Origin of the sequence: Hydrogenoanaerobacterium sp., assembly GCF_032017025.1 — a bacterium.
Lineage (GTDB): Bacteria > Bacillota > Clostridia > Oscillospirales > Ruminococcaceae > Hydrogenoanaerobacterium.
The window spans coordinates 1-22,807 of sequence record NZ_DALZQO010000014.1 but is presented as its reverse complement, the minus strand read 5'-3'; the positions used below and the strand labels follow the sequence as shown (position 1 = coordinate 22,807).

Annotated in this window: 26 protein-coding genes and 1 tRNA gene; 13 read left to right on the top strand and 14 right to left on the bottom strand. The window is 45.7% G+C overall.

Going from position 1 to position 22,807, the window contains the following annotated elements; all coding sequences use genetic code 11:
• Positions 1-32: 32 nt before the first annotated feature.
• Positions 33-500 (bottom strand): hypothetical protein, encoded by a 468-nt coding sequence (locus RTV33_RS09595; RefSeq protein ID WP_312643759.1) that lies wholly within the window; start codon positions 498-500, stop codon positions 33-35.
• 283 nt (positions 501-783) lie between these two features.
• Here RTV33_RS09595 and RTV33_RS09590 point away from each other — a divergent pair, with 283 nt between their 5' ends.
• Positions 784-1,410, top strand: a complete 627-nt coding sequence (locus RTV33_RS09590; protein ID WP_312643758.1) for a hypothetical protein — start codon at positions 784-786, stop codon at positions 1,408-1,410.
• Here the strand turns inward: RTV33_RS09590 and csrA are convergent.
• The 7 genes from csrA to flgM all read right to left on the bottom strand — a co-directional run bounded on the left by csrA (position 1,407) and on the right by flgM (position 6,199).
• Positions 1,407-1,640 (bottom strand): carbon storage regulator CsrA, encoded by a 234-nt coding sequence (csrA, locus tag RTV33_RS09585; RefSeq protein ID WP_312643757.1) that lies wholly within the window; start codon positions 1,638-1,640, stop codon positions 1,407-1,409. The two genes, RTV33_RS09590 and csrA, sit on opposite strands and share 4 nt — an antisense overlap.
• Before the next feature lie 4 nt (positions 1,641-1,644).
• Positions 1,645-2,085, bottom strand: a complete 441-nt coding sequence (gene fliW, locus RTV33_RS09580; protein WP_312643756.1) for a flagellar assembly protein FliW — start codon at positions 2,083-2,085, stop codon at positions 1,645-1,647.
• Positions 2,086-2,192: 107 nt separating this feature from the next.
• Positions 2,193-2,777, bottom strand: a complete 585-nt coding sequence (locus RTV33_RS09575; protein WP_312643755.1) for a DUF6470 family protein — start codon at positions 2,775-2,777, stop codon at positions 2,193-2,195.
• Between the two features lie 34 nt (positions 2,778-2,811).
• Positions 2,812-3,798 (bottom strand): FgL, flagellar protein, encoded by a 987-nt coding sequence (locus tag RTV33_RS09570; protein WP_312643754.1) that lies wholly within the window; start codon positions 3,796-3,798, stop codon positions 2,812-2,814.
• 34 nt (positions 3,799-3,832) lie between these two features.
• Positions 3,833-5,341, bottom strand: a complete 1,509-nt coding sequence (gene flgK / locus RTV33_RS09565; protein ID WP_312643753.1) for a flagellar hook-associated protein FlgK — start codon at positions 5,339-5,341, stop codon at positions 3,833-3,835.
• Between the two features lie 39 nt (positions 5,342-5,380).
• Positions 5,381-5,857, bottom strand: a complete 477-nt coding sequence (locus tag RTV33_RS09560; protein ID WP_312643752.1) for a flagellar export chaperone FlgN — start codon at positions 5,855-5,857, stop codon at positions 5,381-5,383.
• Positions 5,858-5,890: 33 nt separating this feature from the next.
• Complete coding sequence (gene flgM / locus RTV33_RS09555) at positions 5,891-6,199, bottom strand: flagellar biosynthesis anti-sigma factor FlgM (RefSeq protein ID WP_312643751.1); 309 nt, start codon at positions 6,197-6,199, stop codon at positions 5,891-5,893.
• A gap of 225 nt (positions 6,200-6,424) precedes the next feature.
• On the opposite strand from flgM, the gene RTV33_RS09550 reads away from it, so the two are divergent.
• On the top strand, positions 6,425-7,186 hold the full coding sequence (locus RTV33_RS09550; protein WP_312643749.1) for an AAA family ATPase: 762 nt from the start codon (positions 6,425-6,427) through the stop codon (positions 7,184-7,186).
• 5 nt (positions 7,187-7,191) lie between these two features.
• Complete coding sequence (locus tag RTV33_RS09545; protein ID WP_312643748.1) at positions 7,192-7,632, top strand: late competence development ComFB family protein; 441 nt, start codon at positions 7,192-7,194, stop codon at positions 7,630-7,632.
• 53 nt (positions 7,633-7,685) lie between these two features.
• Here RTV33_RS09545 and RTV33_RS09540 read toward each other — a convergent pair whose 3' ends face one another.
• Together RTV33_RS09540 and RTV33_RS09535 are read right to left on the bottom strand one after the other, a co-directional pair.
• The gene (locus RTV33_RS09540; protein ID WP_312643747.1) at positions 7,686-8,876 is read right to left on the bottom strand and encodes a flagellin; all 1,191 of its coding nucleotides are present in this window, start codon (positions 8,874-8,876) and stop codon (positions 7,686-7,688) included.
• Positions 8,877-9,167: 291 nt separating this feature from the next.
• Positions 9,168-10,955, bottom strand: a complete 1,788-nt coding sequence (locus tag RTV33_RS09535; RefSeq protein WP_312643745.1) for a methyl-accepting chemotaxis protein — start codon at positions 10,953-10,955, stop codon at positions 9,168-9,170.
• Between the two features lie 193 nt (positions 10,956-11,148).
• On the opposite strand from RTV33_RS09535, the gene RTV33_RS09530 reads away from it, so the two are divergent.
• Both RTV33_RS09530 and RTV33_RS09525 read left to right on the top strand, forming a co-directional pair.
• Positions 11,149-11,316 carry a hypothetical protein gene (locus tag RTV33_RS09530; RefSeq protein WP_312643744.1) on the top strand — a complete coding sequence of 56 codons (168 nt, stop codon included), beginning with the start codon at positions 11,149-11,151 and terminating at the stop codon, positions 11,314-11,316.
• A gap of 190 nt (positions 11,317-11,506) precedes the next feature.
• Positions 11,507-11,995, top strand: a complete 489-nt coding sequence (locus tag RTV33_RS09525) for a DNA-deoxyinosine glycosylase (RefSeq protein WP_312643742.1) — start codon at positions 11,507-11,509, stop codon at positions 11,993-11,995.
• A 102-nt stretch (positions 11,996-12,097) separates the two neighbouring features.
• Here the strand turns inward: RTV33_RS09525 and RTV33_RS09520 are convergent.
• Positions 12,098-12,173, bottom strand: a tRNA-Gly gene (locus tag RTV33_RS09520).
• A 171-nt stretch (positions 12,174-12,344) separates the two neighbouring features.
• Here RTV33_RS09520 and RTV33_RS09515 point away from each other — a divergent pair.
• From RTV33_RS09515 to mgtE, 3 genes are all read left to right on the top strand, one after another.
• Positions 12,345-13,373: a DnaD domain protein gene (locus tag RTV33_RS09515; protein WP_312643741.1), complete on the top strand. Its 1,029-nt coding sequence runs from the start codon at positions 12,345-12,347 to the stop codon at positions 13,371-13,373.
• Positions 13,374-13,387: 14 nt separating this feature from the next.
• Positions 13,388-14,377 carry an ATP-binding protein gene (locus RTV33_RS09510; protein WP_312643739.1) on the top strand — a complete coding sequence of 330 codons (990 nt, stop codon included), beginning with the start codon at positions 13,388-13,390 and terminating at the stop codon, positions 14,375-14,377.
• Between the two features lie 342 nt (positions 14,378-14,719).
• Complete coding sequence (gene mgtE / locus RTV33_RS09505) at positions 14,720-16,069, top strand: magnesium transporter (protein ID WP_312643738.1); 1,350 nt, start codon at positions 14,720-14,722, stop codon at positions 16,067-16,069.
• Between the two features lie 56 nt (positions 16,070-16,125).
• Here the strand turns inward: mgtE and cysE are convergent, their stop codons facing one another.
• The 3 genes from cysE to prfB form a co-directional block, all read right to left on the bottom strand.
• On the bottom strand, positions 16,126-16,770 hold the full coding sequence (cysE, locus tag RTV33_RS09500) for a serine O-acetyltransferase (RefSeq protein WP_312643737.1): 645 nt from the start codon (positions 16,768-16,770) through the stop codon (positions 16,126-16,128).
• A gap of 350 nt (positions 16,771-17,120) precedes the next feature.
• Positions 17,121-18,047, bottom strand: coding sequence for a cysteine synthase A (cysK, locus tag RTV33_RS09495; protein ID WP_312643736.1), 927 nt, complete (start codon positions 18,045-18,047; stop codon positions 17,121-17,123).
• 257 nt (positions 18,048-18,304) lie between these two features.
• A complete protein-coding gene (prfB, locus tag RTV33_RS09490; RefSeq protein WP_312643735.1) occupies positions 18,305-19,426 on the bottom strand; it encodes a peptide chain release factor 2 in 1,122 nt (373 codons plus the stop codon).
• A gap of 168 nt (positions 19,427-19,594) precedes the next feature.
• Between prfB and RTV33_RS09485 the strand changes: the two genes are divergently transcribed.
• From RTV33_RS09485 to rpsR, 5 genes are all read left to right on the top strand, one after another.
• A complete protein-coding gene (locus RTV33_RS09485; RefSeq protein ID WP_312643734.1) occupies positions 19,595-20,587 on the top strand; it encodes an RING finger protein in 993 nt (330 codons plus the stop codon).
• 27 nt (positions 20,588-20,614) lie between these two features.
• A complete protein-coding gene (galU, locus tag RTV33_RS09480; protein ID WP_312643732.1) occupies positions 20,615-21,490 on the top strand; it encodes a UTP--glucose-1-phosphate uridylyltransferase GalU in 876 nt (291 codons plus the stop codon).
• A gap of 127 nt (positions 21,491-21,617) precedes the next feature.
• Positions 21,618-21,914, top strand: a complete 297-nt coding sequence (gene rpsF, locus RTV33_RS09475) for a 30S ribosomal protein S6 (RefSeq protein ID WP_312643731.1) — start codon at positions 21,618-21,620, stop codon at positions 21,912-21,914.
• Positions 21,915-21,933: 19 nt separating this feature from the next.
• Entirely contained in the window at positions 21,934-22,380 is a 447-nt protein-coding gene (locus RTV33_RS09470; RefSeq protein ID WP_312643729.1) for a single-stranded DNA-binding protein, read from the top strand.
• 87 nt (positions 22,381-22,467) lie between these two features.
• A complete protein-coding gene (gene rpsR / locus RTV33_RS09465; RefSeq protein ID WP_312643854.1) occupies positions 22,468-22,683 on the top strand; it encodes a 30S ribosomal protein S18 in 216 nt (71 codons plus the stop codon).
• The last annotated feature ends 124 nt before the right edge of the window (positions 22,684-22,807 follow it).

The following is a 22,807-nucleotide window of genomic DNA, read 5'->3' as shown; positions in this document are numbered from 1 at the left end:
GACAAAAATAGAGTGTTTTTTATAATTTTTATTTATTTTTTTGAGTTTAAAAACGTTCCGGCCTCAAAGGTTGGGTCTACTGTAGTAAGGTATTTCGCAATTTTAGGTGCGTTGTTTGTGCTTTTAATCTTCTGTTCCAGTTCGTCTCTGCATTGCAGCAAACGCTCCATAATTTGCGGCTCAATGTTTGCCACACGGTTCATTACAGCAAAGATTGTTTGCGCAAAATCAAAAATGCAAACCAGATACTCCGGCAGTTCACTTCTGCTGCATTTGTTCTTAACTGCTTGACCATACAAACCGGTGTCATCCTGCTCGCAAACCTCTGTTATCTGCCTGACGACTGCATCTATTTCTTTAATCAGCTCTCCGCGTCTGCTCATGAAAGCCTCCAGCTCCTCAACCGAGCAGGTAAGCATATCGTTTGTTATCCTTTCGTATTCTGTAAACAATTCTTTCTTTTGTCCAAGCAGGTCCATGATATGTTTAATATCGTTCATATTAAGCTCCATTCTGCCGCTAAGCATCGGCATATAACACCTTGAGTGTAAAAAATTTAATAAAACCGCGCTCTCATCTTGCAAAAAAGATAAACGATAAGAGCTTACAATCTTACTGCCTTTCCTCCGGCAAATCAACTAAATTACTTCTCATAAAAAAATGATCTGATGAATTTACTAATGATACTATGCAAAATGCCGATTATGTAATATGATAGTAATAATAACTGGCAGACCTTGCAAAGCAGGGATGCTCCAAGTTTGAGAGGAGCCATTCGATAATATGTACCCCATTTTTCTTGATGCCGTCTTAAAATCTGAAGACGATGAGCTGTTGGAATACGGTAGTGTCTGTATCCCCCCGGAGGGAAACACCGTTGATTTTAAAAATGAATTTGTCCCTTTGCTTAAATTAGAAACTCCCGTTCAAGTCACACTGTTGCTCAACGGTGAGGAGTCCTTTTGCTTTAAAGGGCTTGTTTATCTGTCTTCGGGGAAGCTGCTGAGGATTACCTCGATATCAGATGAGCTTTTGGCTCAGGCGAGGAAAATTTTCACTGCAAACGTGTGCGTGCACACAAAACTGGCACTTTATGAGTATAAACCTTTTTTCTCGTTCTACCATGCACCAAAAATATCTGGAACCATCTACTATTTGAGCGAAGAATCCATTAAGGTTTTATCTATAGAGCAGATTGACGTTGGGCAAAAGTTAATGGTCAACCTTACCAGCCCCTTTGTGTTTAAGCAGGTAGTTGCGGAGGTGACCGAAAAAATTCGCTTTAGCTCGCTTGCAACCAGCTATTTATGCAAAGTAGTAAGCATCTCCTCCGCCTCGGTTAGAAACTTGGAGAGTTATCTGGCCGAGCTCAACGAAAAAGAAGCTTTGCCTGAGGATCTGCAGTTTTAGTCAGGATGCTTGAAGCTGCTCATAAACTGCAGTAGATTCTTAGAGTCAACTTTATCAACCGCCTGCCGGTTGCTCTCTATGGTGAGGTATAGCTCTTTGCGGTAAATTTCAACATCTTTGGGGGCAACGATGCCAAGGCGCACCTTATCACCGCTTATCTCGGTTATAATAATCTCGATGTCGTTGCCGATCATCAAAGATTCACCGCTTTTACGCGATAAAATAAGCATCTTCTTACACCCCCTTCTTTTGGTCAAAGAGGGGGGTGCGAATGGAATAGTTCTGTTCCAGAATCAGCTGAACGCCGTTCATTTTTTCACGATTGATGATAATTGGGCTTTTTAGATTAACCGTCGACTTTTTAAAGTCCGGGCAAATCACCGCAATTGCCCAGCAATCCAGATGGTCACCTGGTTTTGCATGCAGCTCAAGGCGTATCTCTTGCGGTATAACAGGTGCATAATCCGCAAAAAGTTCGGCGGGATTTATTACAATAAAGCAAACATCTTTATCCTCTGCCGATTGAAGCCACCGAATACTTTCTCCCATAGCTTCGTCTGCGAGAAGTACATAGTTCGAAAGATGCTCAAAGCCATAAACCGATTGACTGAAATAAATCAGCTCTTTTTCATCGATCTCGACAATGCCGAAATCTCTCGTCTCAATTTTCACCATAAAACCACACCTTTCAGATTGATATACAAAATCAGCTGATGATACAACGAAAAAGACAGCTATGCAAGAACTGTTCTAACGCATAGCTGTTTTTTTGTATTCATATACTATTCTTCATAATCTGGGCTTGCACTGGGCGGCACATACATCGGCTTACCCAAATATTCAATATGAACCTTGGGGTACTGTTCAACGTCGAACTGTATTTGGCCGGGGATATATTCCATAGAATTCTGCAAAATTTTTGCATCAAAATTAAGCTCTGTAGGGGTATACTCCATACTCAGCTGATTGGGTTCCCATGATATATTGGGGCCCACCTCAGGCAGAAACTTAAGATAAGTAGTGCGCTGATCAAGCAGCTTTGGATATACAATATCAGGCAGGTTTGCACCTTTATGAATCTTTGCCATCTGGTTGCCAATCTGCGCATATTGCGCGGTTGCCTCGGCAGCTGCCTGCATTCCCTCTGCTGCTGCGGCATCGCTGAGAGCCCTTGAGGTTTTAAACCCAAGGCTATCGCGTGCTTCATAAGTATCGATTTTTGCTTTAATATTTTTTGATTCCATGGATAGCTTAGAGGGTACACGGCGGATCGTAAGTTCCGGCTTTGGCTGCTTTATCTCCAGCCGCGGACTTTCAACCCTCATGGAAATTTTAATCGGAACGCTTGTGATTTTCAGCAGTTGCATGATAACACCTCTATCTCATACAGTTAGATGAATACTATCTCATAAAATCGAATATCGATGGGGGAATAATTTTGGAGCCAAGCTGCAAGGTAACCATCCATGCCATTTCATAGCTTTTGTTGTAGATGGATTCTTCTTCGAGGCTTATTCCTTCAAGCTTTTTCTGAGTTTCTTTCAGATTTAGAATATCATTTTCAATGCGATTGACATTCTGCCCCAAAAAGCTGTCACGATTGCCAATATCCGTAATCGCAATCAACAAATCATTGCTTCTTGTTTTAAGATGCTCCATCAGCGACCCAGCCGCATCGGTATCACCCGCACGCAGTTTTGTGGAAATTTCATCCAGTAGATTGATCAGATTGTTTGGCGCAGCCTCACCATTAATCATTGTAGTGCCAAAACCCAACACATCAACACCCGAGGTTGAAATTTTAAATGCTGTTTTTGTATCGACGTTTGGCCCTGTCATTGTGAGCCCAAGCCCGATATCAAGGTAAACGTCGTTGTTTTCATTAAACAAATTTCGATCGTTGGTATTGTTAACGCTTACACCATTAAACAATAAATCACCGTTAACTATGGTAAATGGCGCTGTATCGTTGCTGGAACCCGAGAACAAAAACTTATCCCCGTATTTAGCGTTAGCCAACTGAAGCATCTCATCTTTAAGGTTGTCGATTTCCCTTGCAAGAATTTCGCGTTGTACATCTGAACTCGTACCTGTAATGCCCTGCAGTACTCGCTCTTGTGCTTTTTTCAGGATATCGCTTACGGACATCATATTGCTTTCAGCCGAGGAGAGTTCACCCTTGGCATCGCGGATATTGGTGAGATACTGATCGTTGTGTGCAAGCTGATCTCTGATTGTGTAGGCACGTGCAGCATCCGAGGTGCTCTCGGATACACGGTTGAACCTTCTCTCAGTTGTCAATCTCTCGTTGGATCTTGCTAAATCAGAGAGATTTTTATTGAGGTTTCTCATATAAGATCTGGTTAATGAATTTTGTGTTACTCTCACTGTTCATCAATCCTCCGTATGTCATAAAATCTTGTTATCTGCCGACCATTCCGGTCCTATTAATCAGCACATCCAGTGCTTCGTCCATCACGGTCATCAGACGGCCAATTGCTTTATAAGCCTTGTCATACAGCATCAGGTTTGTACCCTCTTCATCGGGGGAAACGCCCGAGATTGCGTCTCTGTTATCAAGCAGATTATCTGCAATTGCAGCGGTTGCTTTGAGGCGCGTGCTATAGAATGTAGCTTCTTGGCCAATTGTTGTATTGTAGAAGTTTACATATTCACCAAAGGTGCCTTCGAATTCACCAAAGCTAATTTTTTCGTTAAAACGATTTTTTAGTGCTAAAATATGCGGGTTGTTTTTTTCACCGCCCGAAACACAGCCCGGCGGAATAATATAACCGGGGTTGTCATTCCATACATCGGTAACTGTAAGACTGCCCGCGGTGATTGTTCCATCTGCACCACCCTGCAAAAGTGCTTTAAAGCGTGTTCCGGTAGGGTCATGCGGGTCATGCCCAGGTGTACCGGCGTCGTCGCAATCGGGTACAGTTTGATTGAACAGCCTTGCAAACTGCTGTGCAAAAGCGTCAATCTTATCTTTAAAATACGGAATACCCTTTGAAAAGTTTTCTTCGCCTGTAGCAGCGGTTCCTCTACCGTTGAGCATATTGACATATGCTTTTAGCGAGCCCGTCGGCAAATCGGCTTTTTTCCCGCTGCTTTGCCATGTCAGCGACACTGTGTTACCGGCATGGAGCTCCAAAGTATCATAGGTAGAACCCTCTACTACAGTTTTCCCGTTGAACTCAACCTTCACCGAGCCATCCTTGTTGGGGTATACTGTGAGCGCGCCATAAGTAGAAAGCTCGTCCAGTAACAGATTTCTCTCATCCAGCAGCTCGTTGGGGCCGTAATATTCATTTGTATATTCTGAATTTGTAAAGACTTCGTCTGAAATGGTTTTATTAAGGTTTGCTATGCGCGTTAAAATGGAGTTGACATCATTCACCGCAACATTTAAATCGAATTTTTGCTGTTCTGCAATGTTGTTGAGCTTGGTATCGAACTGATGAAGAATTTGCGTCAGATTTTTTACAGATGTAAGGACGATGTTTGCATGAGTGACTTGATCTGCATTGGAACTGAAATTTTGGAGTGCCTCGGTTATGCTTTTCATTGCACCCTGCAAACCGGTTCCCTGAATTTCATCCAACGCCAACTCAACGTCACTTAAGATTGCGGCTGACTGGTCGTAGTAGCCGACATCGCCGCATTCCTCACGAAAGCGTTTATCCAAAAAAGCGTTGCGTATTTGCGATACACCGTTCACATTTACGCCCTGCCCTGCAAATGCAGCCTGATTAACCGGATAGCGCGAATTTTGACCCGACATGGTAACCGAAACAAAATCCACTCTCTGCCTGGTGTACCCCCTGGTGTTAACGTTGGTCAGGTTGTGTCCTGTAATATCCAAACCCTTCTGGTTTGCCATTAAACCGCGTTTTGCAGTTTCAAATCCCATAAATGTAGGTCTCAAAACAATGGGCCCCCTTGCTTTATTATTTTCTCTATTGTCTTATACCTTCGTTTCTAAAATAGAGTGTGCTGGCATTTGGTTGCTGTCTTTGGTTGTATATCCACTATAATTTGAAAGATTGGCAGAAACCTTAAACTGAGCATTGCTCCCCATTTCCTCCAACCTTGATTTTGCAACGTTCATAGATTTTTGATTTAAAAACTTGATATTATCAAGTGAATTTTCAATACGTTCAAACAAACGGCTGAGCTCCGCCCTGTTTTCCTCGGGAAATTCTTCTATGATATTTTTGAAGGACATTCCATCAAAGCCCAGTTTCGTTTGGAGATCTGCACGACGCTTTTCCAGGTTTTGTAGCCGTTTATCCATTGCCTGTTGCATTGAAATGGAATGCTCTATGCGTTCCAGCTGCCGTGAAAGCAGGTTGTCCAACTTTTGCGTTTCTGTCTGCTCCATTTCACTGAAAAAGCCGGCATATTCGTATAAAAAATCCAACAATTCTTGTCTGCTGTTCAAGCGCGTTCACCTCCGTTCTTTCATCTGCTGTTTCTAAGCAAACAGCCCGTTTAATATTGCCTGTGCAATTTTTTCGGCAGGAATGTGATAAGTTCCGTTTTGAACCGCTTTTTTCAGTGCATCAATCTTAGCGGCATCTGCGTCAGCGGTAACCTCTTTGGTAATAGCAGCTGTGAGCTTTGCCGCTTCTTTCTGCTGCGCGCCCTGTGCACTGATGGAAATGGTGTCCATCTTGCCTGTGGCTGCTGATGGAGCAGATTTCGCCGAAGAATTTTCGGGGTTGCTTGTATTGCGCATATTCGCTTTGTAAATATTGTAGCCTGCCGTTGGTTTAATCTCCATAACTAACACCCTTTCCCGCGCTTCCAACAGCGCCGTATCCATTCAATCCAATCATGATCCTCTATAATAATTATTCGTATCATTATGCAAAAACTTAATAGCTGACTGAAATTATTTTGAACTTTTGCTTTTGTTATTCAGATATTGTCAAACGTAAAGAAAGACTATATAATATGATTTAGAATGCTTTATGTCGAAGTACCTACTTCAAGGGGGAATTTTGCAATGTGTAAAATTATGTCCGTCTCCAACCAGAAGGGTGGTGTGGGAAAAACCACCACTACCGGCATGCTCGCCATCGGTTTAAAAGAACGTGGCTTTCGGGTGCTTGTGATCGATTTAGACCCGCAGGGGAACCTGAGCTTCAGTATGGGTGCGGACACAGAAACCAGCGCTACTATTTACGACGTTTTAAAGGGCGAATTGAAAACCCAGTTTGCGATACAGAAAACCAATTTGATCGACATTATTGCTGCCAACATTTTACTCAGCAGTATTGAGCTGGAATTCACCGACACCGACCGTGAGTTTTTACTCAAAAATGCTTTGCAGCCCATTTTGCCCTTTTATGATTATATCTTTATCGACACCCCGCCGGCGCTTGGTATTCTCACCGTCAACGCTTTTACCGCGTCGGACGGCGTGATTGTACCCATGCTTTCCGATATTTTCAGCCTGCAGGGCATTACCCAGCTTTATGAAACGGTTGAGCGAGTTAAAAAGCGCTGCAACCCTGCCATCTCAATCCTTGGCATTTTGTTGACCAAGCACAACCCCCGCACCCTGTTCAGCGGCGAAATCCGCGGCACGGTGGAGCTGATTGCAAAGGATTTGGACATCCCTGTTTTTGACACATTTATACGCAACAGCGTTGCGGTAAGCGAGGCACAGTCTCTGCAGCGCAGCTTGATGCAGTATGCACCTAAAAACAACGTTACGGCAGATTATACCGCCTTGATTGACGAGATGATTGCAAAGGGGGCTTAATCAGTATGGCACGAAGCAAAAAAGAAATAGACAAAGACGCCATGTACCGCAAGATTATGCCGTCTTCCATCAAGGCTGCCGCACCGGAAGCAACCTCTTTGCAAGCAGCCCCCGCACCGGAAGAAGCCACGCCCATTGGCAGCCTGTACAAAAGCGGTATCGATGCCCAGATGAAGGAACAGGGTGAAAACACCTTAATTAACCTGATGGAGGGGCTTGTGTTTTCAAAGCTGGAGGCTGCACTGGAGCGGTTTAGCTGCTGTAAATGCGATAAATGCAAAAAAGATATTGTAGCCATAGCACTAAATAAGCTTCCGTCCAAATATGTTGTAATAAACGAAAAAAACAAGGCAGTTCTCAGCCTTGTTGAGCAGCAGCACAGTACAGAGGTAACCACCGCACTGGTGCAGGCGATACTGGTTGTTAAGGCAAACCCAAGGCACTAGGAACATAGAAAAAGAACCACCCAAAGGGTGGTTCTTTTTTAGTTTGTTAAAACTTATCTGAGGAGCTGGAGAACAGACTGAGGCTGCTGATTTGCCTGAGCAAGCATAGCCTGAGCTGCCTGAGTGAGGACGTTGTTCTTGGTGAACGCCATCATCTCTTTTGCCATATCTACGTCGCGGATACGGCTCTCTGCAGCGGTCATGTTCTCGGAGGTTACGCCGAGGTTGTTGATGGTGTGCTCGAGACGGTTCTGAACAGCACCAAGGTTGGAGCGGTTGGTGGATACTTTGTTAATAGCATCTTTAATGGTTTGAATTGCTGTCTTAGCACCAGCCTCTGTGCCGATGTCAACTGTATTAATGCCCAGTGCCTTAGTGCTCATGTCAGCAACTGCAACACTAATTTGCTGGTCAGCAGAATCGCCGATTTGCAAGTTCAGGCCGCCGCCGATGTTTCCGTCAGCATCTGCTGTAACGGTAAAGGTTGCTGCTGTTGGGGTACCATTGCCGGTGGATGTAAAAGAAATTTCTACGCCGTTCCACTTCTCGTACTCTTCAGCGGTTGCTTTTGTCTTATCCATTGAGATGGTAAACTTGTATGTACCTGCACCGGAAGGATTCTTAGCATCACCGTTGACAGTAACACCTTTAGTAAGAAAATCAGCGCTTCCATTAGTACCTAGGTCTGTTACAGTTACTTTACCAGTGGCATCAACACTGAATTTGATTGCATCGTTATTAGCAAGCTTTCCGCCCGATACAGTTGCAGGGTTTGCAGCATGACCAACGCCGGCAGCAATATCTGCTCCCTTGTAGCCGCCCATGGTGCCATCGAGCAATTTAATTCCGTTAAAATCGGTGAATTCTGCAATACGGTTGATTTCTGCGCTCAGAGAATCTACTTCGCTCTGCAGAGCTTCACGGTCAACGTCATTTTTATAAGTGCCGTTTGCAGACTGGGTAGCCAGCTCTACCATACGATTGAGCATGGAGTGAACTTCGGTCAAAGCACCCTCAGCGGTTTGTACCAGAGAGATACCGTCCTGTGCGTTCGCCTGTGCTCTCTCAAGGCCTTTGATCTGTGCTCTCATTTTTTCAGAGATTGCAAGACCAGCAGCGTCGTCACCTGCACGGTTGATTCTAAAACCGGAAGAAAGTTTCTCAAGGTTTTTTGCTACTGCACCGTTGTTGCCGCCCAGCTGTCTGTGAGCGTTAAGAGCCATAATGTTGTGTTGAATAATCATAATTTTACCTCCATGTATTTTTTTTATTTCAGGGAATCCTTTCCCTAAAACGCTTTGTGTTGCCAAACAGGAACGGCGCCTTGTCCTTGTTTGGCTTGCGAACAGCATTTTTTCTGTTCTACTACATATATCGTACGGTTGAATCCAAAAGTTAAGTAAAAATTAATCCAAATATAGACAAATATTTAATTATAATTTATGCAATTCTACAAATAGTCGCTTTTTTCGATACTTTTCCCAAAAAAGCGATGGATTGCTAAGACCAAATCACTTGTTGTAAACGAAAGCTTTTTACAAATGATATTTCCCCGAGTCCCCCTTTGCTTCAAATTGGTCGAGAGACGTGATGATTTCTTCTGCCTCTTCATCAGAGGGCTCTTCAGGGCAAACCTCATCCTTAACATCGGCTTTTTTTAGGCTGAATTTTTTTACAAGCCCCTTAAGAAGCTGCGCCTGCCCGTTGAGCTCCTCGCTCGCGGCGGCACTCTCTTCCGCTGTTGCCGAGTTTGTTTGTACCACGGATGAAATTTGCTCAATACCTCGGGTTATCTGTGTAATTGCCGCCGCCTCCTCGGTGGACGCCGCAGAGATTTCGTTTACCAGCCCCGTTATCTTTTTTGTATTTTCTACAATATACTGCAAGGATTTTGCCGTTTCGTTTGCGGTTTTGGTGCCGCCGGCAACCTGTTTCATTGATTTTTCAATCAAATCGGCAGTATCTTTCGCTGCTTCGGCGCTCTTGGAGGCAAGCCTTCTCACTTCGTCTGCCACCACGGCAAAGCCTTTGCCCGCCTGCCCGGCGCGTGCAGCCTCTACCGCCGCATTCAGTGCAAGAATATTTGTTTGGAACGCAAAATCGTCGATTGTCTTGATAATTTTGCCAATCTCTTTGGATGAGCTGTTGATATTTTCCATTGCACCAAGCATAACCTGCATCTGTTGGTTGCTCTTGATTAGCGCATCTCCGGTGATGTGCACAAGCTCTTTTGTGGCATTGGTACCGGATGCGGTAACCTTGACCTGTTCTGAAACCTCATTAATAGACGCGGCTAGCTGCTGAATGGCACTCGCCTGCTCGGTTGCGCCCTGCGACAATGCCTGCGCGCCACCCGAAACCTGATTGGAACCGCCCGCAACCTGCCCGGATGCCTGCTCAATCTGGTGCATGGTGCTGTTCATTGCGCAAAGGATTTTTTCTATCGCTTCCTTTACAGGGGCAAAGTCGCCGGCATACTCGACATTAACCTCGGCGGTCAGGTCGCAATCTGCAACCTTGCCTAACACTACGCCGATATTCTCAATCACCAATTTCAGCTTTTCTATGGTTTCACGCATGCTTTGTGCAAGCATGCCAACCTCGTCGCTACCGGAGTAGGTAATCTCTTTTTGCAGATTGCCTTTGGCAAGCTCATGCGCCGCTTTCTCAATCTCACTCAGGGGCTTAACAATTCCTTTTGTAAGAGCCAGGGTAATAAAAGCAATGACAACCAGGTTGGCTATGCTGAATACCAAAAGCGTAACCACAACCTGCTTGCGTATCTTTGCGCCGCCATCTACCGCTGTTTTTGCCGAATCGCTCGCGATGGCAGAAATTTGATCCAACGCGCTGTTTGCGTCTTTCATCAGCGGCAAATATTCTTTATTCATTGTTTGAAGCGCTATGGTGCAATAGCCGCCTGCTATAGAGTTAATTAATTGCTCTCGAACAGGTTTTGCTTTTTTCATAGCTTGGTTGTACGTTTCTAAAAGTGCCGGATCGCCGGTAAATTTTTCGTTCAGTTCCATGTTCGCATCTTCTAAATCTTCAAGATTTTTTCTTGCCAGCTTTAAAAAATTTGCCGTGTTTTGCGGGTTATCATCGGTAACCGAGCTAAATATATTCTTCTCAGCACTTGTCATTAACAGCCTTACGTTCCAGGCTGTATTTACCACCGAAAAATCTTTGTTGTAGAAATTATCCAATTTTTCGCCGACACTACTGATACTAAACAGAGAAATACACATTGTAATTGCATACAAAAGAAATACCAGACCAAAACTAACGAGAATTCTGGGGCCAATTTTCAATCGCTTTAGCATTTCATACACTCCTCTTAAATTTTAGCTATCTACCTTGCTTAGACTTATTGCGATAATTACCCTTATTATACAGTTCGGCACATAATTTACAAAATTAACCTTTTTATAAATAAAAATAACATTTTTAAAATATTTTGGTTATTTTGCTTAATTCTTTTGATTCTGTTATAATAAAGTAAATGGAGGTGTTTTCTTGTCTAATAATCTTTCCGCCTTAAAAAGCAGATTGACAATCTACAAGGTAGGACTTCGTAGGGCTGTTTTGGCACAGGACCATGATGCAATTGAAAAATGGAAAGCGGGTATTGACGCTTTGCAAAAAGAGATTGATGACATTTTTTCTGCACGATGGCATTGCTAATGAAAGAAACGAGCCAAGACAGGTATTGCAGTTATTCGCGCCTTGGTTTATACTAAAAAATACGAGGTGATATTATGAAAGGATTTTCAATTACCGGGCTGATTTTAGGAATTGTGGCAGTGGCGGCCGGCGCCGTTGCAATTGTGTTTAGCTGCATTGGGCTTAGCAAGGTAAAGGAAATAGAATTCTAATGGATAAAGTGCAGCATACCTTGTCTCCCGTTTTTAACGAACGGTCGCGTATTTTAATTCTTGGCACCATGCCCTCGCCCAAATCGCGCGAAGTAGGCTTTTATTACGGGCATCCGCAAAACCGCTTTTGGCGGGTAACTGCGGCGGTGCTGAATACAGCTGTGCCGCAAACAAATTCGGAAAAGCAGGCCTTTTTGCTTGACCAACACATTGCGCTGTGGGATGTTCTGCAGCAATGCGAGATTGAGGGTGCAGATGACAGCAGCATTCGTAAGCCTGTGGCAAATGATTTCAGCCGAATTTTCTCCACGGCAGATATTCGGCAGGTATTTACCACGGGGGCTGCAGCAACCAAGCTGTACACCAAGCTGGCTGCATGCGCAGTGGAATATCCCGCCTTTTACCTGCCCTCTACCAGCCCTGCCAATTGCAGGGTATCGTTTGAGGCTATGGTTAAGGAGTACAGTGTCATAAAAAAATATCTATAAATGACAAAAAGAGTGTTTCGTACGAAACACTCTTTTTTATTAAAGTAAAATAAAAACGCACCCACAAAACTGTGAGTGCATTTAATCACGCAGAATCTGCGTTGGAGCGGGTTACGAGGTTCGAACTCGCTACCTCCACCTTGGCAAGGTGGCGCTCTACCAAATGAGCTAAACCCGCATCTGTCATCTGTCGACTGGTTTATTATAGCAAAGATTATTTACCATGTCAACCACCAATTTCAAAAAGTTTTGTTTCTTAAAAAAAGATTCCAAATGACTGTTTCGTCAAAATCTGCTATAATGGTAGATACTGAAACAGCAACGATGGATGATAAGAGGTAGCTTACGAATGAAATACTCACTGGACTTTGGGTTGTGGAACTCGGTATTTGCGGTTCCCACCCAGATTGTAGATCAACATATGAAGATGTGCGGAGCGGCACAACTAAAGGTGCTGTTAATACTGCTGCGAAACGCGGGCGGCGAGATGCAGCTTGCGGATATTGCCGCGCTGCTGAACCTTTCGGCGGGCGACACGCAGGATGCACTCAACTACTGGATAGCAGCAGGTGTGGTATGTGCTCAGCCCGACATAGACGGTATGGCACTCAGTGCAGGGAAGACTGAGCCCGCAACACAACAGGCAGTACTCCCCCCTGCCCGCACAGTACAGCAAACGACGGAGACGCAAAAAGCTGTGAAGCATTCTGTGGGCAGTGCACCGCTGCAAAAGCCGCGGCCTGCCGAGATCGCACAGATGATTGAGAAAAGCAGTGAATTAAAAGCCCTTCTAACGGAGGCTGAGGCGGCCCTTGGTAAAACGCTCACCTCCTCGGACATCTCCACTCTGGCAGCACTATACGACTGGGCAGGGATTTCGGTTGATGTACTGCTCACGGTGATTGAATACTGCAAACAGGTGGGCAAAACCAATCTGCGGTACATAGAAAAGGTTGCGGTAAGCTGGCAGGAGCGCGGCATTGACACCTTTGATAAGGCGGAGCATTTTATTAAAGAGAGCTTAGAGACGGATGCACAAACTAAACTGGTTAAAACAGCGTTCGGCATTTATGACCGTGCATTGACCTCGAAAGAAAATGAGTTTGTCAGAACGTGGTTTCGGGATTATCGGTTTGATATCGCAATCGTCAAGCTCGCTTATGAGCGTTCGATCGAGCACACAGGTAAGGTGAGCTTCCCTTATATCAACAAGGTACTCACCAACTGGCACAGTCAGAACATCTCAACCCCCGAACAAGCCACCAAAGAGGAGGCAGCATTTGCACGGCAAAAAGCCGAGCGGGAGAAGCCGAAATCCTCGTACGATATTGACGAGTTTGAGCAGTATTTGCTGAACAGCTCGCCTAAACTGAACTAAAGGAGGTGTAGGATGTGAGCTATTCCAAGGAGCTATTTGAATATGCGCTGGGTATATTGAATCAGCGGCGCAACGATGCCAAAGCGAAAGCCTCGGCGCGTAAGACCGAGCTGTACCGCCATCTTCCACGCCTGCGTGAAATCGAAAACGAATTGGCCGGCACCGGGATGGAACTGGTGCATGCGGTTATGGCAGGCGGTAAAGACACCAAAGAAGCAGTAGCTGCTGTAAAAAGCAAAAATCTTACACTTCAGCAGGAACGAGCCGCACTGCTTCACCATGCCGGCGTGGAGGCAAATTACCTTGAGCCGGTATTTGTGTGTGCAAAATGCAAGGACGAGGGCTACATTAGTGGCACAATGTGTGATTGTATGGAGAAGATTCTGCGCGATGAGAAGCTGCGGCGGCTTAACTCCACCTCTTCCCTGTCGCTTTCGAGCTTTTCCAACTTTCGTCTTGATTATTATCCCACTGCGGCAGACAACAACGGTATTTCACCGCGAAAGCGCATGGAAGATATCTTCAAGCTGTGCCAGCAATTTGCTGCCGGTTTTGATGAGCGTTGCGATAAAAATTTGCTGATGTTGGGTGCAACGGGACTTGGCAAAACACATCTATCGTTAGCCATTGCGAGCGAGGTGATTGCCAAGGGCTATGAGGTCATCTATGGCTCGGTACAAGATCTGTTCCGCCGCGCGGAAGACGAGAAGTTTTCACGCGAGGGCACCAGCTACGATACGCTGGAAGCGCTGCTGGAGTGCGACCTGCTGATACTGGATGACCTGGGCTCGGAGTTTGTTACAAGCTTTACCACCGCAATGCTTTACAACATTATCAATACGCGTATTAACCATCGCAAGCCAACTATTATCAGTACCAATCTACCTTTTAAAGAGTTGGACAGTCAATATGCCGACCGCGTAGTTTCACGTATGATCGGTAACTATAATGTACTGCAATTTCAGGGGAATGACATCCGCAGAATTATGCTGAGTGCACGCTAAAAACAACAAAAGGGTTGCATAATTTGTTAAACAAAGGTATACTAGAGTTGTGACGGAACACGTCACAACTTTTTTTGTATAAAATAGTATTAAAGGGGGAAAGACAAGTGGACATATGCGGTCGAAGTACAAATATGGACAGTGATTATCATTTGCGCAGTATGGCTTGCACAATGCCTGCTTGTTTTTCTGTGCGTTAAAACGCCTTTAAACAAAAACGCAATTGATATCACCGTATAGACTTCGGGACGGAGGCAGATTCCGTCTTTTTTCTGTGCGGTTTTGTTCATTTTTGAGCTTCCTGCCTTGGTTCTCGGAATAAACACAAGGAGGATGACAGAAATGGAAAATTACATTGATTTTGATAAGCTGGAAGAGCTTGTTAACACTCGAAATTATCGTGAGTTGCGCGATATACTCGCAGGCATGAACGAGGTGGACATTGCGCTGTTCATTGAATCGCTGCCGGTAGAAAAAGCAACTGTTACTTTCCGTACACTGCCTAAGGGTTTGGCAGCAGATGTATTCGCAAACTTTTCGTCGGACACACAGGAATACATCATCGGATCGATCACCGATCAAGAGCTGGCAGTGATTGTTGAGGACTTGTTCGTGGATGACGCCGTAGATATGCTCGAAGAGCTGCCTGCAAGCGTGGTGAAACGTGTACTGAAAAACGCGACACCCGACACCCGCGCGCTCATTAACCAGTTTTTACAGTACCCCGAAAACTCGGCAGGCAGCATTATGACGGCTGAGTTCACCGACCTGCGGCATAACATGACCGTGGAGGATGCCATCAAACACATCCGCCGTACCGGCGAAGACCGCGAAACCGTCTATACCTGTTATGTCATTGATGAGCGGCGCATTCTTGACGGTGTGGTGACCGTGAAAGATCTGCTGCTCAGCAGCGACGAAAACAGCATTGATAACATTATGGATACCGAAATTATTTCGGTAACGACCTTAGAAGACCGTGAAGACGTGGCAAAGCTGTTCGCAAAATACGACCTGCTGTCGGTTCCCGTAGTCGACCATGAGGGACGTCTGGTGGGTATCGTCACAGTTGATGACGCGGTGGATGTTATGGAGCAGGAAGCCACCGAGGACTTTGAGAAAATGGCGGCGATGATTCCATCAGAGAAGCCGTACCTGAAAACGGGCGTATTTACCCTTGCCAAAAACCGTATTATGTGGTTGTTGGTACTGATGATTTCAGGCATGATCACCGGCAGCATCCTAGGCAGGTACGAGGCGGCATTTGCCGCGATGCCTTTACTCGTTACATTCATCCCTATGCTCACCGACACCGGCGGCAACGCAGGCTCGCAGAGCAGCACCTTGGTGATACGTGGTATGGCAGTTTCTGAGATCAGCACCAAAGACCTGCTGGCGGTAATGTGGAAGGAAATACGTGTCAGCGTACTGGTAGGCGTGGTGCTCAGCGCGGTAAATTTTGTTCGGCTGGCGGTTACGTACCCCGGCAACGAAATGGTTGCGCTGACCGTGGCTCTCACATTGTTTGCAACCGTAGTGCTTGCAAAAACCATCGGTGGTATCCTGCCGATTATTGCAAAGCTGGTGAAGGCTGACCCCGCTATTATGGCGGCTCCGCTCATCACCACGGTTGTAGATGCTTTTTCTTTGGTAATTTATTTTTCGATAGCAGAAAGATTACTGCATCTTTAAAAATAAAAGAACGTACGCAGCTCATAGAGTGCTGCGTACGTTCTTTTGTTTTTCGATTACTCTGCCCCGTCTTCAAGCTCTTTCACACGCTTTTCCAGTGCCGCTATTTTGATCATCAGCTTGCACAGCTCTTGTGAAACAGGGTCAGGGATGTGTACCTGATCGAGATCCTGGGCGACCTTTTTATTGCCCTGCCGTACTACTCTGGCAGGTACACCCACTGCAGTTGCATCGGCAGGGATAGGCTCCAGCACCACGGCACCGGCAGCAATTTTCGCGTTGTCACCCACCGTAAAAGGGCCTAAAATTTTTGCGCCGCTGCCTACCATGACATTTTTTCCGAGAGTTGGGTGGCGTTTGCCCCTATCTTTACCCGTACCGCCGAGTGTTACACCCTGATAAATGGTACAGCCCTCACCTATTTCGGCGGTTTCACCGATGACAACGCCCGCGCCATGGTCGATAAACACGCCGCGTGCAATTTTCGCACCGGGATGAATCTCAATGCCGGTGCAAAACCGTGCAAACTGAGAGATCAGCCGCGCAATAAAAAACAGCCTGTGAGTATAAAACCAATGAGAAAAGCGATAAAAAATAAGTGCATGCAGGCCGGAATAAAGTAAAAACACCTCCACGCTGCTGCGTGCTGCGGGGTCACGCTCGCGAATTGCGCGTACATCCTTTCGCAGACCTTTAAACATAAATCGTTCCTCCTATAAATAAAAAACGCCTCTGCCCTTCCATATCACAATGACATGGAAAAGGCAGAGGCGGCAAATATGCCACGGTTCCACTCTGGTTGGGACTCAAAGCCTATAACGCAGGCTTACGGTTTGCGATACTCGGCAATACGCCTTTGTCGCACACTGCTAACAGGTGCATTTCATCTGCGGCAAACGCTAAGGACACTTTCAGCGGGTCATGTCCTCTCTCTGCTGCGCGCGCGCAAATTACTTCTCCTGCTCATCGCATTTGTATCAATATGAGATTACTTTACCACATCACCGTACATTTTTCAAGAGGAACATTATTTTGTTTTTACACAAGGCGGCTAGTCGAACAACGGTGTAGAAAGGTAGCGCTCACCGGTATCGGGCAGCAGCACTACAATGAGCTTACCCTTATTTTCGGGGCGTGCTGCAAGCTCTGTCGCCGCATGCACTGCCGCACCCGATGAGATACCTACAAGCAGTCCCTCATTCTTTGAAACACTGCGTGCTGCTTCAAATGCATCCTCATTTTTGACGGTGATGATTTCGTCAATTACGGTTTTATTGAGAATAACGGGTATAAATCCAGCGCCAATGCCCTGAATTTTATGCGGACCGGGCGTGCCGCCCGATAGGACGGGTGAATCGGACGGTTCTACCGCAACAATTTTGACATTTGGGTTATGTGCTTTCAGCCCCTCGCCCACACCTGTTACTGTACCGCCTGTGCCTACGCCTGCCACAAATATATCGACTTTGCCGGCGGTATCGCGCCAAATTTCTTCAGCGGTGGTTGCGCGGTGAATAGCGGGGTTTGCAGGGTTTACAAACTGGCCGGGAATAAAGCTATTCGGTATTTCTTTTGCAAGCTCCTCTGCTTTGGCAATCGCACCGTTCATCCCCTTGGCACCCTCGGTGAGCACCAGCTCTGCGCCCAGCGCTTTGAGCAGGTTACGGCGTTCTATACTCATGGTTTCAGGCATAACAATAATGATGCGATAGCCTTTTGCTGTTGCTACAGAAGCAAGACCGATACCGGTGTTGCCGCTGGTGGGTTCAATGATGACGCTGCCCTCTTTCAGCAGCCCCTTTTTTTCCGCATCATCAATCATTGCAATTCCAATTCTGTCCTTTACGGAGGACAAGGGATTAAAGTACTCCAGCTTCGCCACTATTTTTGCACCTACAGCTTTTACCTCACTGTAATTGGAGAGCTCCAGCAATGGGGTGTTGCCGATCAATTCATAAAGATGCTTTGCGATTTTCATATCATTTCCTCCTTATATTATATGCCATTGTTTGTTTATAGTTTCTGTTATGTGAGCGACAACATCGTTTTATACCATTTACAGAGTGTCTGCGGCTTTCAAGCATGAGTATCATCCCTCTACAACTTAATTCATACTATTCTTATATGATTTATTAGTATTATATTCCGCTCACAAAAAAATGTCAATATAAGATTGAAATATTTTTAAAAATAAATGCGGGACGAAAATCATTCGCCCCGCATTTTATTTTTGTGTTATTGTTTATTGAGTTCGCCCTGGCTTGCTGCTTTGAGGTAGGCATTGATAAAGCCATCAAGCTCGCCATCCATTACCGCCTGAATGTTGCCGTTTTCAAAGCCCGTGCGGTGATCTTTCGCAAGGGTATACGGCATAAACACGTACGAACGAATTTGGCTGCCCCATGCGATAACGCTGTGGTCCCCGCGAATATCGGAAATTTTCTCGAGGTGTTCACGCTCTTTGATTTCCACCAGCTTTGCACGCAGCATCTTCATACACATCTCTTTGTTCTGGAACTGACTGCGCTCGTTTTGACACGACACCACAATACCTGTGGGGATATGAATAAGACGCACCGCTGAGGATGTTTTGTTTACCTTCTGTCCGCCTGCACCGGATGAACGGTATACCTCCATACGGATATCTTCCTCGTTAATCTCCACGTCAGCGTCATCTGGCAGCTCAGGCATGACATCGAGCGACGAAAACGAGGTATGACGCCTGCCCGCAGAGTCGAACGGCGAAACGCGGACCAGACGGTGCACGCCTGCCTCAGATTTTAAAAAGCCATAAGCGTTGAGCCCCTCAACCATGATGCTGGCACTTTTAAGCCCTGCCTCATCGCCGTCGAGGTAATCAAGAATTCTATATTTGAACCCATGGCGGTCGCTCCAGCGGGTGTACATACGGTAGAGCATCTGTGCCCAATCTTGGCTTTCGGTGCCACCCGCACCTGCGTGAAATGTGAGTATGGCATTGTTGGCATCGTACTCGCCGGTGAGCAGTGTAGAAAGCTTTTCGTTTTCCAGGTTGGTTTCTATGCTCTCCACCGATTCTTTGATCTCTCCGAGTACCGAGGTATCATTTTCTTCGTTTGCAATTTCGATCATGGTCAATGCATCCTCACATTGACTTACAAGGCTTTCGTACGCACCTATTTTATTTTCAATCTGACGGGTGCGCTGCAAAACCTTAGAAGAATTCTCCATATCGTTCCAAAAATTTGGTGCAGCCGCTTTCTGATGCAGCTCATCAAGCTCCTCCTGCAATGCCTCCATACCGATAGCATCGGCAAGGTCGACAATCTGTGGTTGTAAATCGAGCAGTTTTAGGCGCAGTTCGTCGTATTCTATCATCTATCTCACCTTCAACACAAATATTTATCCTTACAATTCTAACGTATCTGTGAACATTTGTAAACTCATTTGTTTTGATATTGGTTTTTTTGCCAGAATATATTATAATAATATTATTGGTTTTTAAGCGGTATGTATCGCGTTTGCAAAATGGAGGTAAAATGACCGATGAATAAATACACTGGTGTCCCCTGCCCTATCTGCAGCAAGGCTTTTAAAAACGGGGATGATATCGTAGTGTGCCCGGATTGCGGCGCACCCCATCACAGAGCCTGCTACAAGGAGCATGGATACTGCGCATTTACCGAGCAGCATGCATCGGGCGTGTTTTGGAAAAACCCAAATGAAGGCACCCCAGCGCCTCCTGCCGGGCATAGTAAAGAAACCCTTCCCTGCCCGCGCTGCAACAACAATAATGAAGTTGGCAGCTTATTCTGCCGCACCTGCGGTATTAAGCTTGATACTGGATCGCAACAGATACCGAACTATCAGGGTAATTTTCAATCTCAGGGCGGTTATCAGCCCAATATGAACACACAGCAAAGCCAGCGTGCTGCGCAATTCGGTATTGGACTTGAGGATGAAATCGGCGGTGTTCCTGTAAAGGAGGTTGCCCAGTTCGTGGGCGAAAATACCTTTTATTATCTGCCTCGTTTTAAGCTGTTTGATATGGTAAAAAACGCAGTCAGCGTGAATTTTTCAGCAATCATCTTCAATTTCTTTTATTATTTTAACCGAAAGATGTATAAGATTGGGACGATACTGCTGGCGTTGTTTGTGCTGAGTATGGTGCCTAACCTTTTGCTTGTTTACTATACGTTCCCCGATATTATGGAGAGCCTAATCATTGCAAATGCACCGCCTGTAGATTTTACACCTTACAGCAATTTGCTGATGATTTCGAACATACTGCACTATGTATACCTTGCAGTATGCATGGGCAGCGGCTTTTTTGCCAATAAGATCTACTACCGTTTTGTAACAAGCCGTGTGCGTGATATTAAAAAAGATTACAACGGCAGGCCAGAAAACGAATATGCACAGGCGCTCGCAATTGGCGGCAGAACCAACAAGATTTTAGTTGTCGCTTTGGGCATAGCATTGCTTGTGGCTTATATTCTTTTTTATGTATTATTGCTCACTACCTATCAAATATTGTAATATCGATTGCTACAGGAGGACGATACCTTGAAGATTAAAAAAGCTGTGATACCCGCTGCGGGCCTTGGCACGCGTGTACTGCCTGCATCTAAGGCAATGCCCAAAGAGATGCTGCCCATCGTAGATAAGCCCGCCATTCAATATATTGTTGAGGAGGCGGTAAAATCCGGCATTGAGGATATTTTAATCATTACCAGCCGCGGCAAAACCACAGTGGAAGACCATTTTGATCGTGCACCCGAGTTGGAGCAAAAGCTGCTCAATTCCGGCAAGGAACAGGTGTATGAAGAGATGGTTGCAATCTCCAATCTCGCCAACATCCAATACATCCGCCAAAAAGAGACCAAAGGGCTTGGGCATGCTGTTTATTGTGCCAAGGCTTTTGTTGGGAACGACCCGTTTGCAGTGCTGTACGGCGATGATGTGATTATTGGAGAGAAACCCGCTTGCGGGCAGCTTTGCGATGCGTATGAGCAGTACGGCAAGGGTGTTGTGGGTATTAAAGAGGTGCCTACCGAGCAGATTTTGAAATACTGCTCTCTGAAAACAAAGCACCTAGAGGGCAACCGTCACAGTGTTACCGATATGATTGAAAAGCCGCGCAGAGAGCAGCTTTTTTCAAACTATGCCATTCTTGGCAGATGTATTCTGCCCCCGAAAATTTTTTCGATTCTTGAGCATCTCAAGCCCGGTGCAGGCGGTGAAATTCAGCTCACCGATGCCATGCGCGAGCTTGCAGTGATTGAGGGCATGGTGGGTGTGGAGTACGAAGGCACACGTTACGATATGGGCAACAAGTTGGGTATTTTGCAGGCAATTGTTGAGGTTGGCCTGACACACCCCGAGGTTGGAGATGATTTTCGCAGCTATTTAGCGGAAATCTGTAAAAAATATGGGGTATAGCTTGACTTTACAGGTGTGTTCTGTTATAATCAGTCTGTTATTGTCCGCCCTTGTGTAAGCTTGGGTGCGGCCTAACTATCCTTGCCCTGCTTTGCAGGGCCTAATGTCCATAAGGAGGTGTATTTTAATGGCAAAAACAACCCAGAGCTACGAGACTGTTGCGATTTTCAGCACTACAAACGGTGATGAGGCTGTTACCGCTCTCGTAGAGAAGTTCAAAACATTGATCAGCGATAACGGTACTATCGACAGCGAGGCTGATTGGGGCAAACGCAAGCTTGCTTACCCCATCCAGGATGAGACCGAGGGTTACTACTTTGTAGTAAACTTTACTTCTGTTCCTGATTTCCCTGCTGAGCTCGATCGTGTGTACAAAATCACAGACGGCGTTCTTCGCACTCTTATCGTTGCGAACGAGCAGTAATTAAAGGACGGTGTGTTAAGTGAATAAAGTACTGCTGCTTGGCAGACTGACTGCTGACCCCGAGCTTCGTCAAACCCAGAGCAATGTCTCTGTGGCATCCTTTACCGTTGCTGTAAACCGCCCCTTTACCAAGGGCGCGGAAAGACAAGCCGATTTTATCGATTGTGTTGCGTGGAGAAATACCGCAGATTTTGTCTGCAAATATTTCAGCAAAGGCAAGCCTATTCTCGTTGAGGGTAGATTGCAGGTGCGCAGCTATGAAGATAAACAGGGCATTAAGCGCAGAGCAACCGAGGTTGTTTGCGACAATGTAAACTTTGTTGAGGGCGCTCCCAGAACAGAGGGAACATCGAGCTATTCTGCACCTGCTCCGGCTGGTGCCCCCGCTGATAGCGGTGTGGCTTATTCCAGCGGCGATGTCGGGGATTTTCAAGAGGTTGAGGGATATGACGATCTCCCCTTTTAACCCCAGTGTGATTTTGTATTAACGTAACCTATTTTAAAGGAGGTTTGTACCGTGGAAAGAAATGAGAGACCTGAAAGAGGCAACCGCATGAGAAAAGGCCGCAAAAAGGTTTGTGCGTTCTGCCAGAAAAAAGCTGAGAGTATCAGCTATAAAGACGTTGCTGAACTGAGAAAGTACCTTTCTGAGAGAGCTAAAATTGTTCCTCGCAGAGTTACAGGTACCTGCGCTCATCATCAGCGTATGCTTACCGTAGCAATCAAGCGTGCCCGTCACCTTGCTATGATGCCTTACGTAAGTGAATAAGCGGTAAAACAATGCCCGAAAACCGGACAAAGTTTATTAATCCGTTATGCAAGAGCCATCTGCCATGTGTGAACTGCACCCCTAAAGTTAGACAGTATGGTATACTGTAAAAAACTTTGGGGGT

Bases quoted from the DNA above. Each gene is read 5' to 3' on its own strand.
- RTV33_RS09550 (WP_312643749.1), top strand. From the start codon at position 6,425: ATGTGTAAAATTATGTCCGTCTCCAACCAGAAGGGTGGTGTGGGAAAA.
- RTV33_RS09515 (WP_312643741.1), top strand. From the start codon at position 12,345: ATGAAATACTCACTGGACTTTGGGTTGTGGAACTCGGTATTTGCGGTT.
- csrA (WP_312643757.1), bottom strand. From the start codon at position 1,640: ATGCTTATTTTATCGCGTAAAAGCGGTGAATCTTTGATGATCGGCAAC.
- RTV33_RS09525 (WP_312643742.1), top strand. From the start codon at position 11,507: ATGGATAAAGTGCAGCATACCTTGTCTCCCGTTTTTAACGAACGGTCG.
- prfB (WP_312643735.1), bottom strand. From the start codon at position 19,426: ATGATAGAATACGACGAACTGCGCCTAAAACTGCTCGATTTACAACCA.
- RTV33_RS09595 (WP_312643759.1), bottom strand. From the start codon at position 500: ATGAACGATATTAAACATATCATGGACCTGCTTGGACAAAAGAAAGAA.
- RTV33_RS09590 (WP_312643758.1), top strand. From the start codon at position 784: ATGTACCCCATTTTTCTTGATGCCGTCTTAAAATCTGAAGACGATGAG.
- rpsR (WP_312643854.1), top strand. From the start codon at position 22,468: ATGAGAAAAGGCCGCAAAAAGGTTTGTGCGTTCTGCCAGAAAAAAGCT.
- fliW (WP_312643756.1), bottom strand. From the start codon at position 2,085: ATGGTGAAAATTGAGACGAGAGATTTCGGCATTGTCGAGATCGATGAA.
- rpsF (WP_312643731.1), top strand. From the start codon at position 21,618: ATGGCAAAAACAACCCAGAGCTACGAGACTGTTGCGATTTTCAGCACT.
- RTV33_RS09545 (WP_312643748.1), top strand. From the start codon at position 7,192: ATGGCACGAAGCAAAAAAGAAATAGACAAAGACGCCATGTACCGCAAG.
- RTV33_RS09575 (WP_312643755.1), bottom strand. From the start codon at position 2,777: ATGCAACTGCTGAAAATCACAAGCGTTCCGATTAAAATTTCCATGAGG.
- flgM (WP_312643751.1), bottom strand. From the start codon at position 6,199: ATGGAGATTAAACCAACGGCAGGCTACAATATTTACAAAGCGAATATG.
- RTV33_RS09535 (WP_312643745.1), bottom strand. From the start codon at position 10,955: ATGCTAAAGCGATTGAAAATTGGCCCCAGAATTCTCGTTAGTTTTGGT.
- cysK (WP_312643736.1), bottom strand. From the start codon at position 18,047: ATGAAAATCGCAAAGCATCTTTATGAATTGATCGGCAACACCCCATTG.
- RTV33_RS09540 (WP_312643747.1), bottom strand. From the start codon at position 8,876: ATGATTATTCAACACAACATTATGGCTCTTAACGCTCACAGACAGCTG.
- RTV33_RS09485 (WP_312643734.1), top strand. From the start codon at position 19,595: ATGAATAAATACACTGGTGTCCCCTGCCCTATCTGCAGCAAGGCTTTT.
- mgtE (WP_312643738.1), top strand. From the start codon at position 14,720: ATGGAAAATTACATTGATTTTGATAAGCTGGAAGAGCTTGTTAACACT.
- cysE (WP_312643737.1), bottom strand. From the start codon at position 16,770: ATGTTTAAAGGTCTGCGAAAGGATGTACGCGCAATTCGCGAGCGTGAC.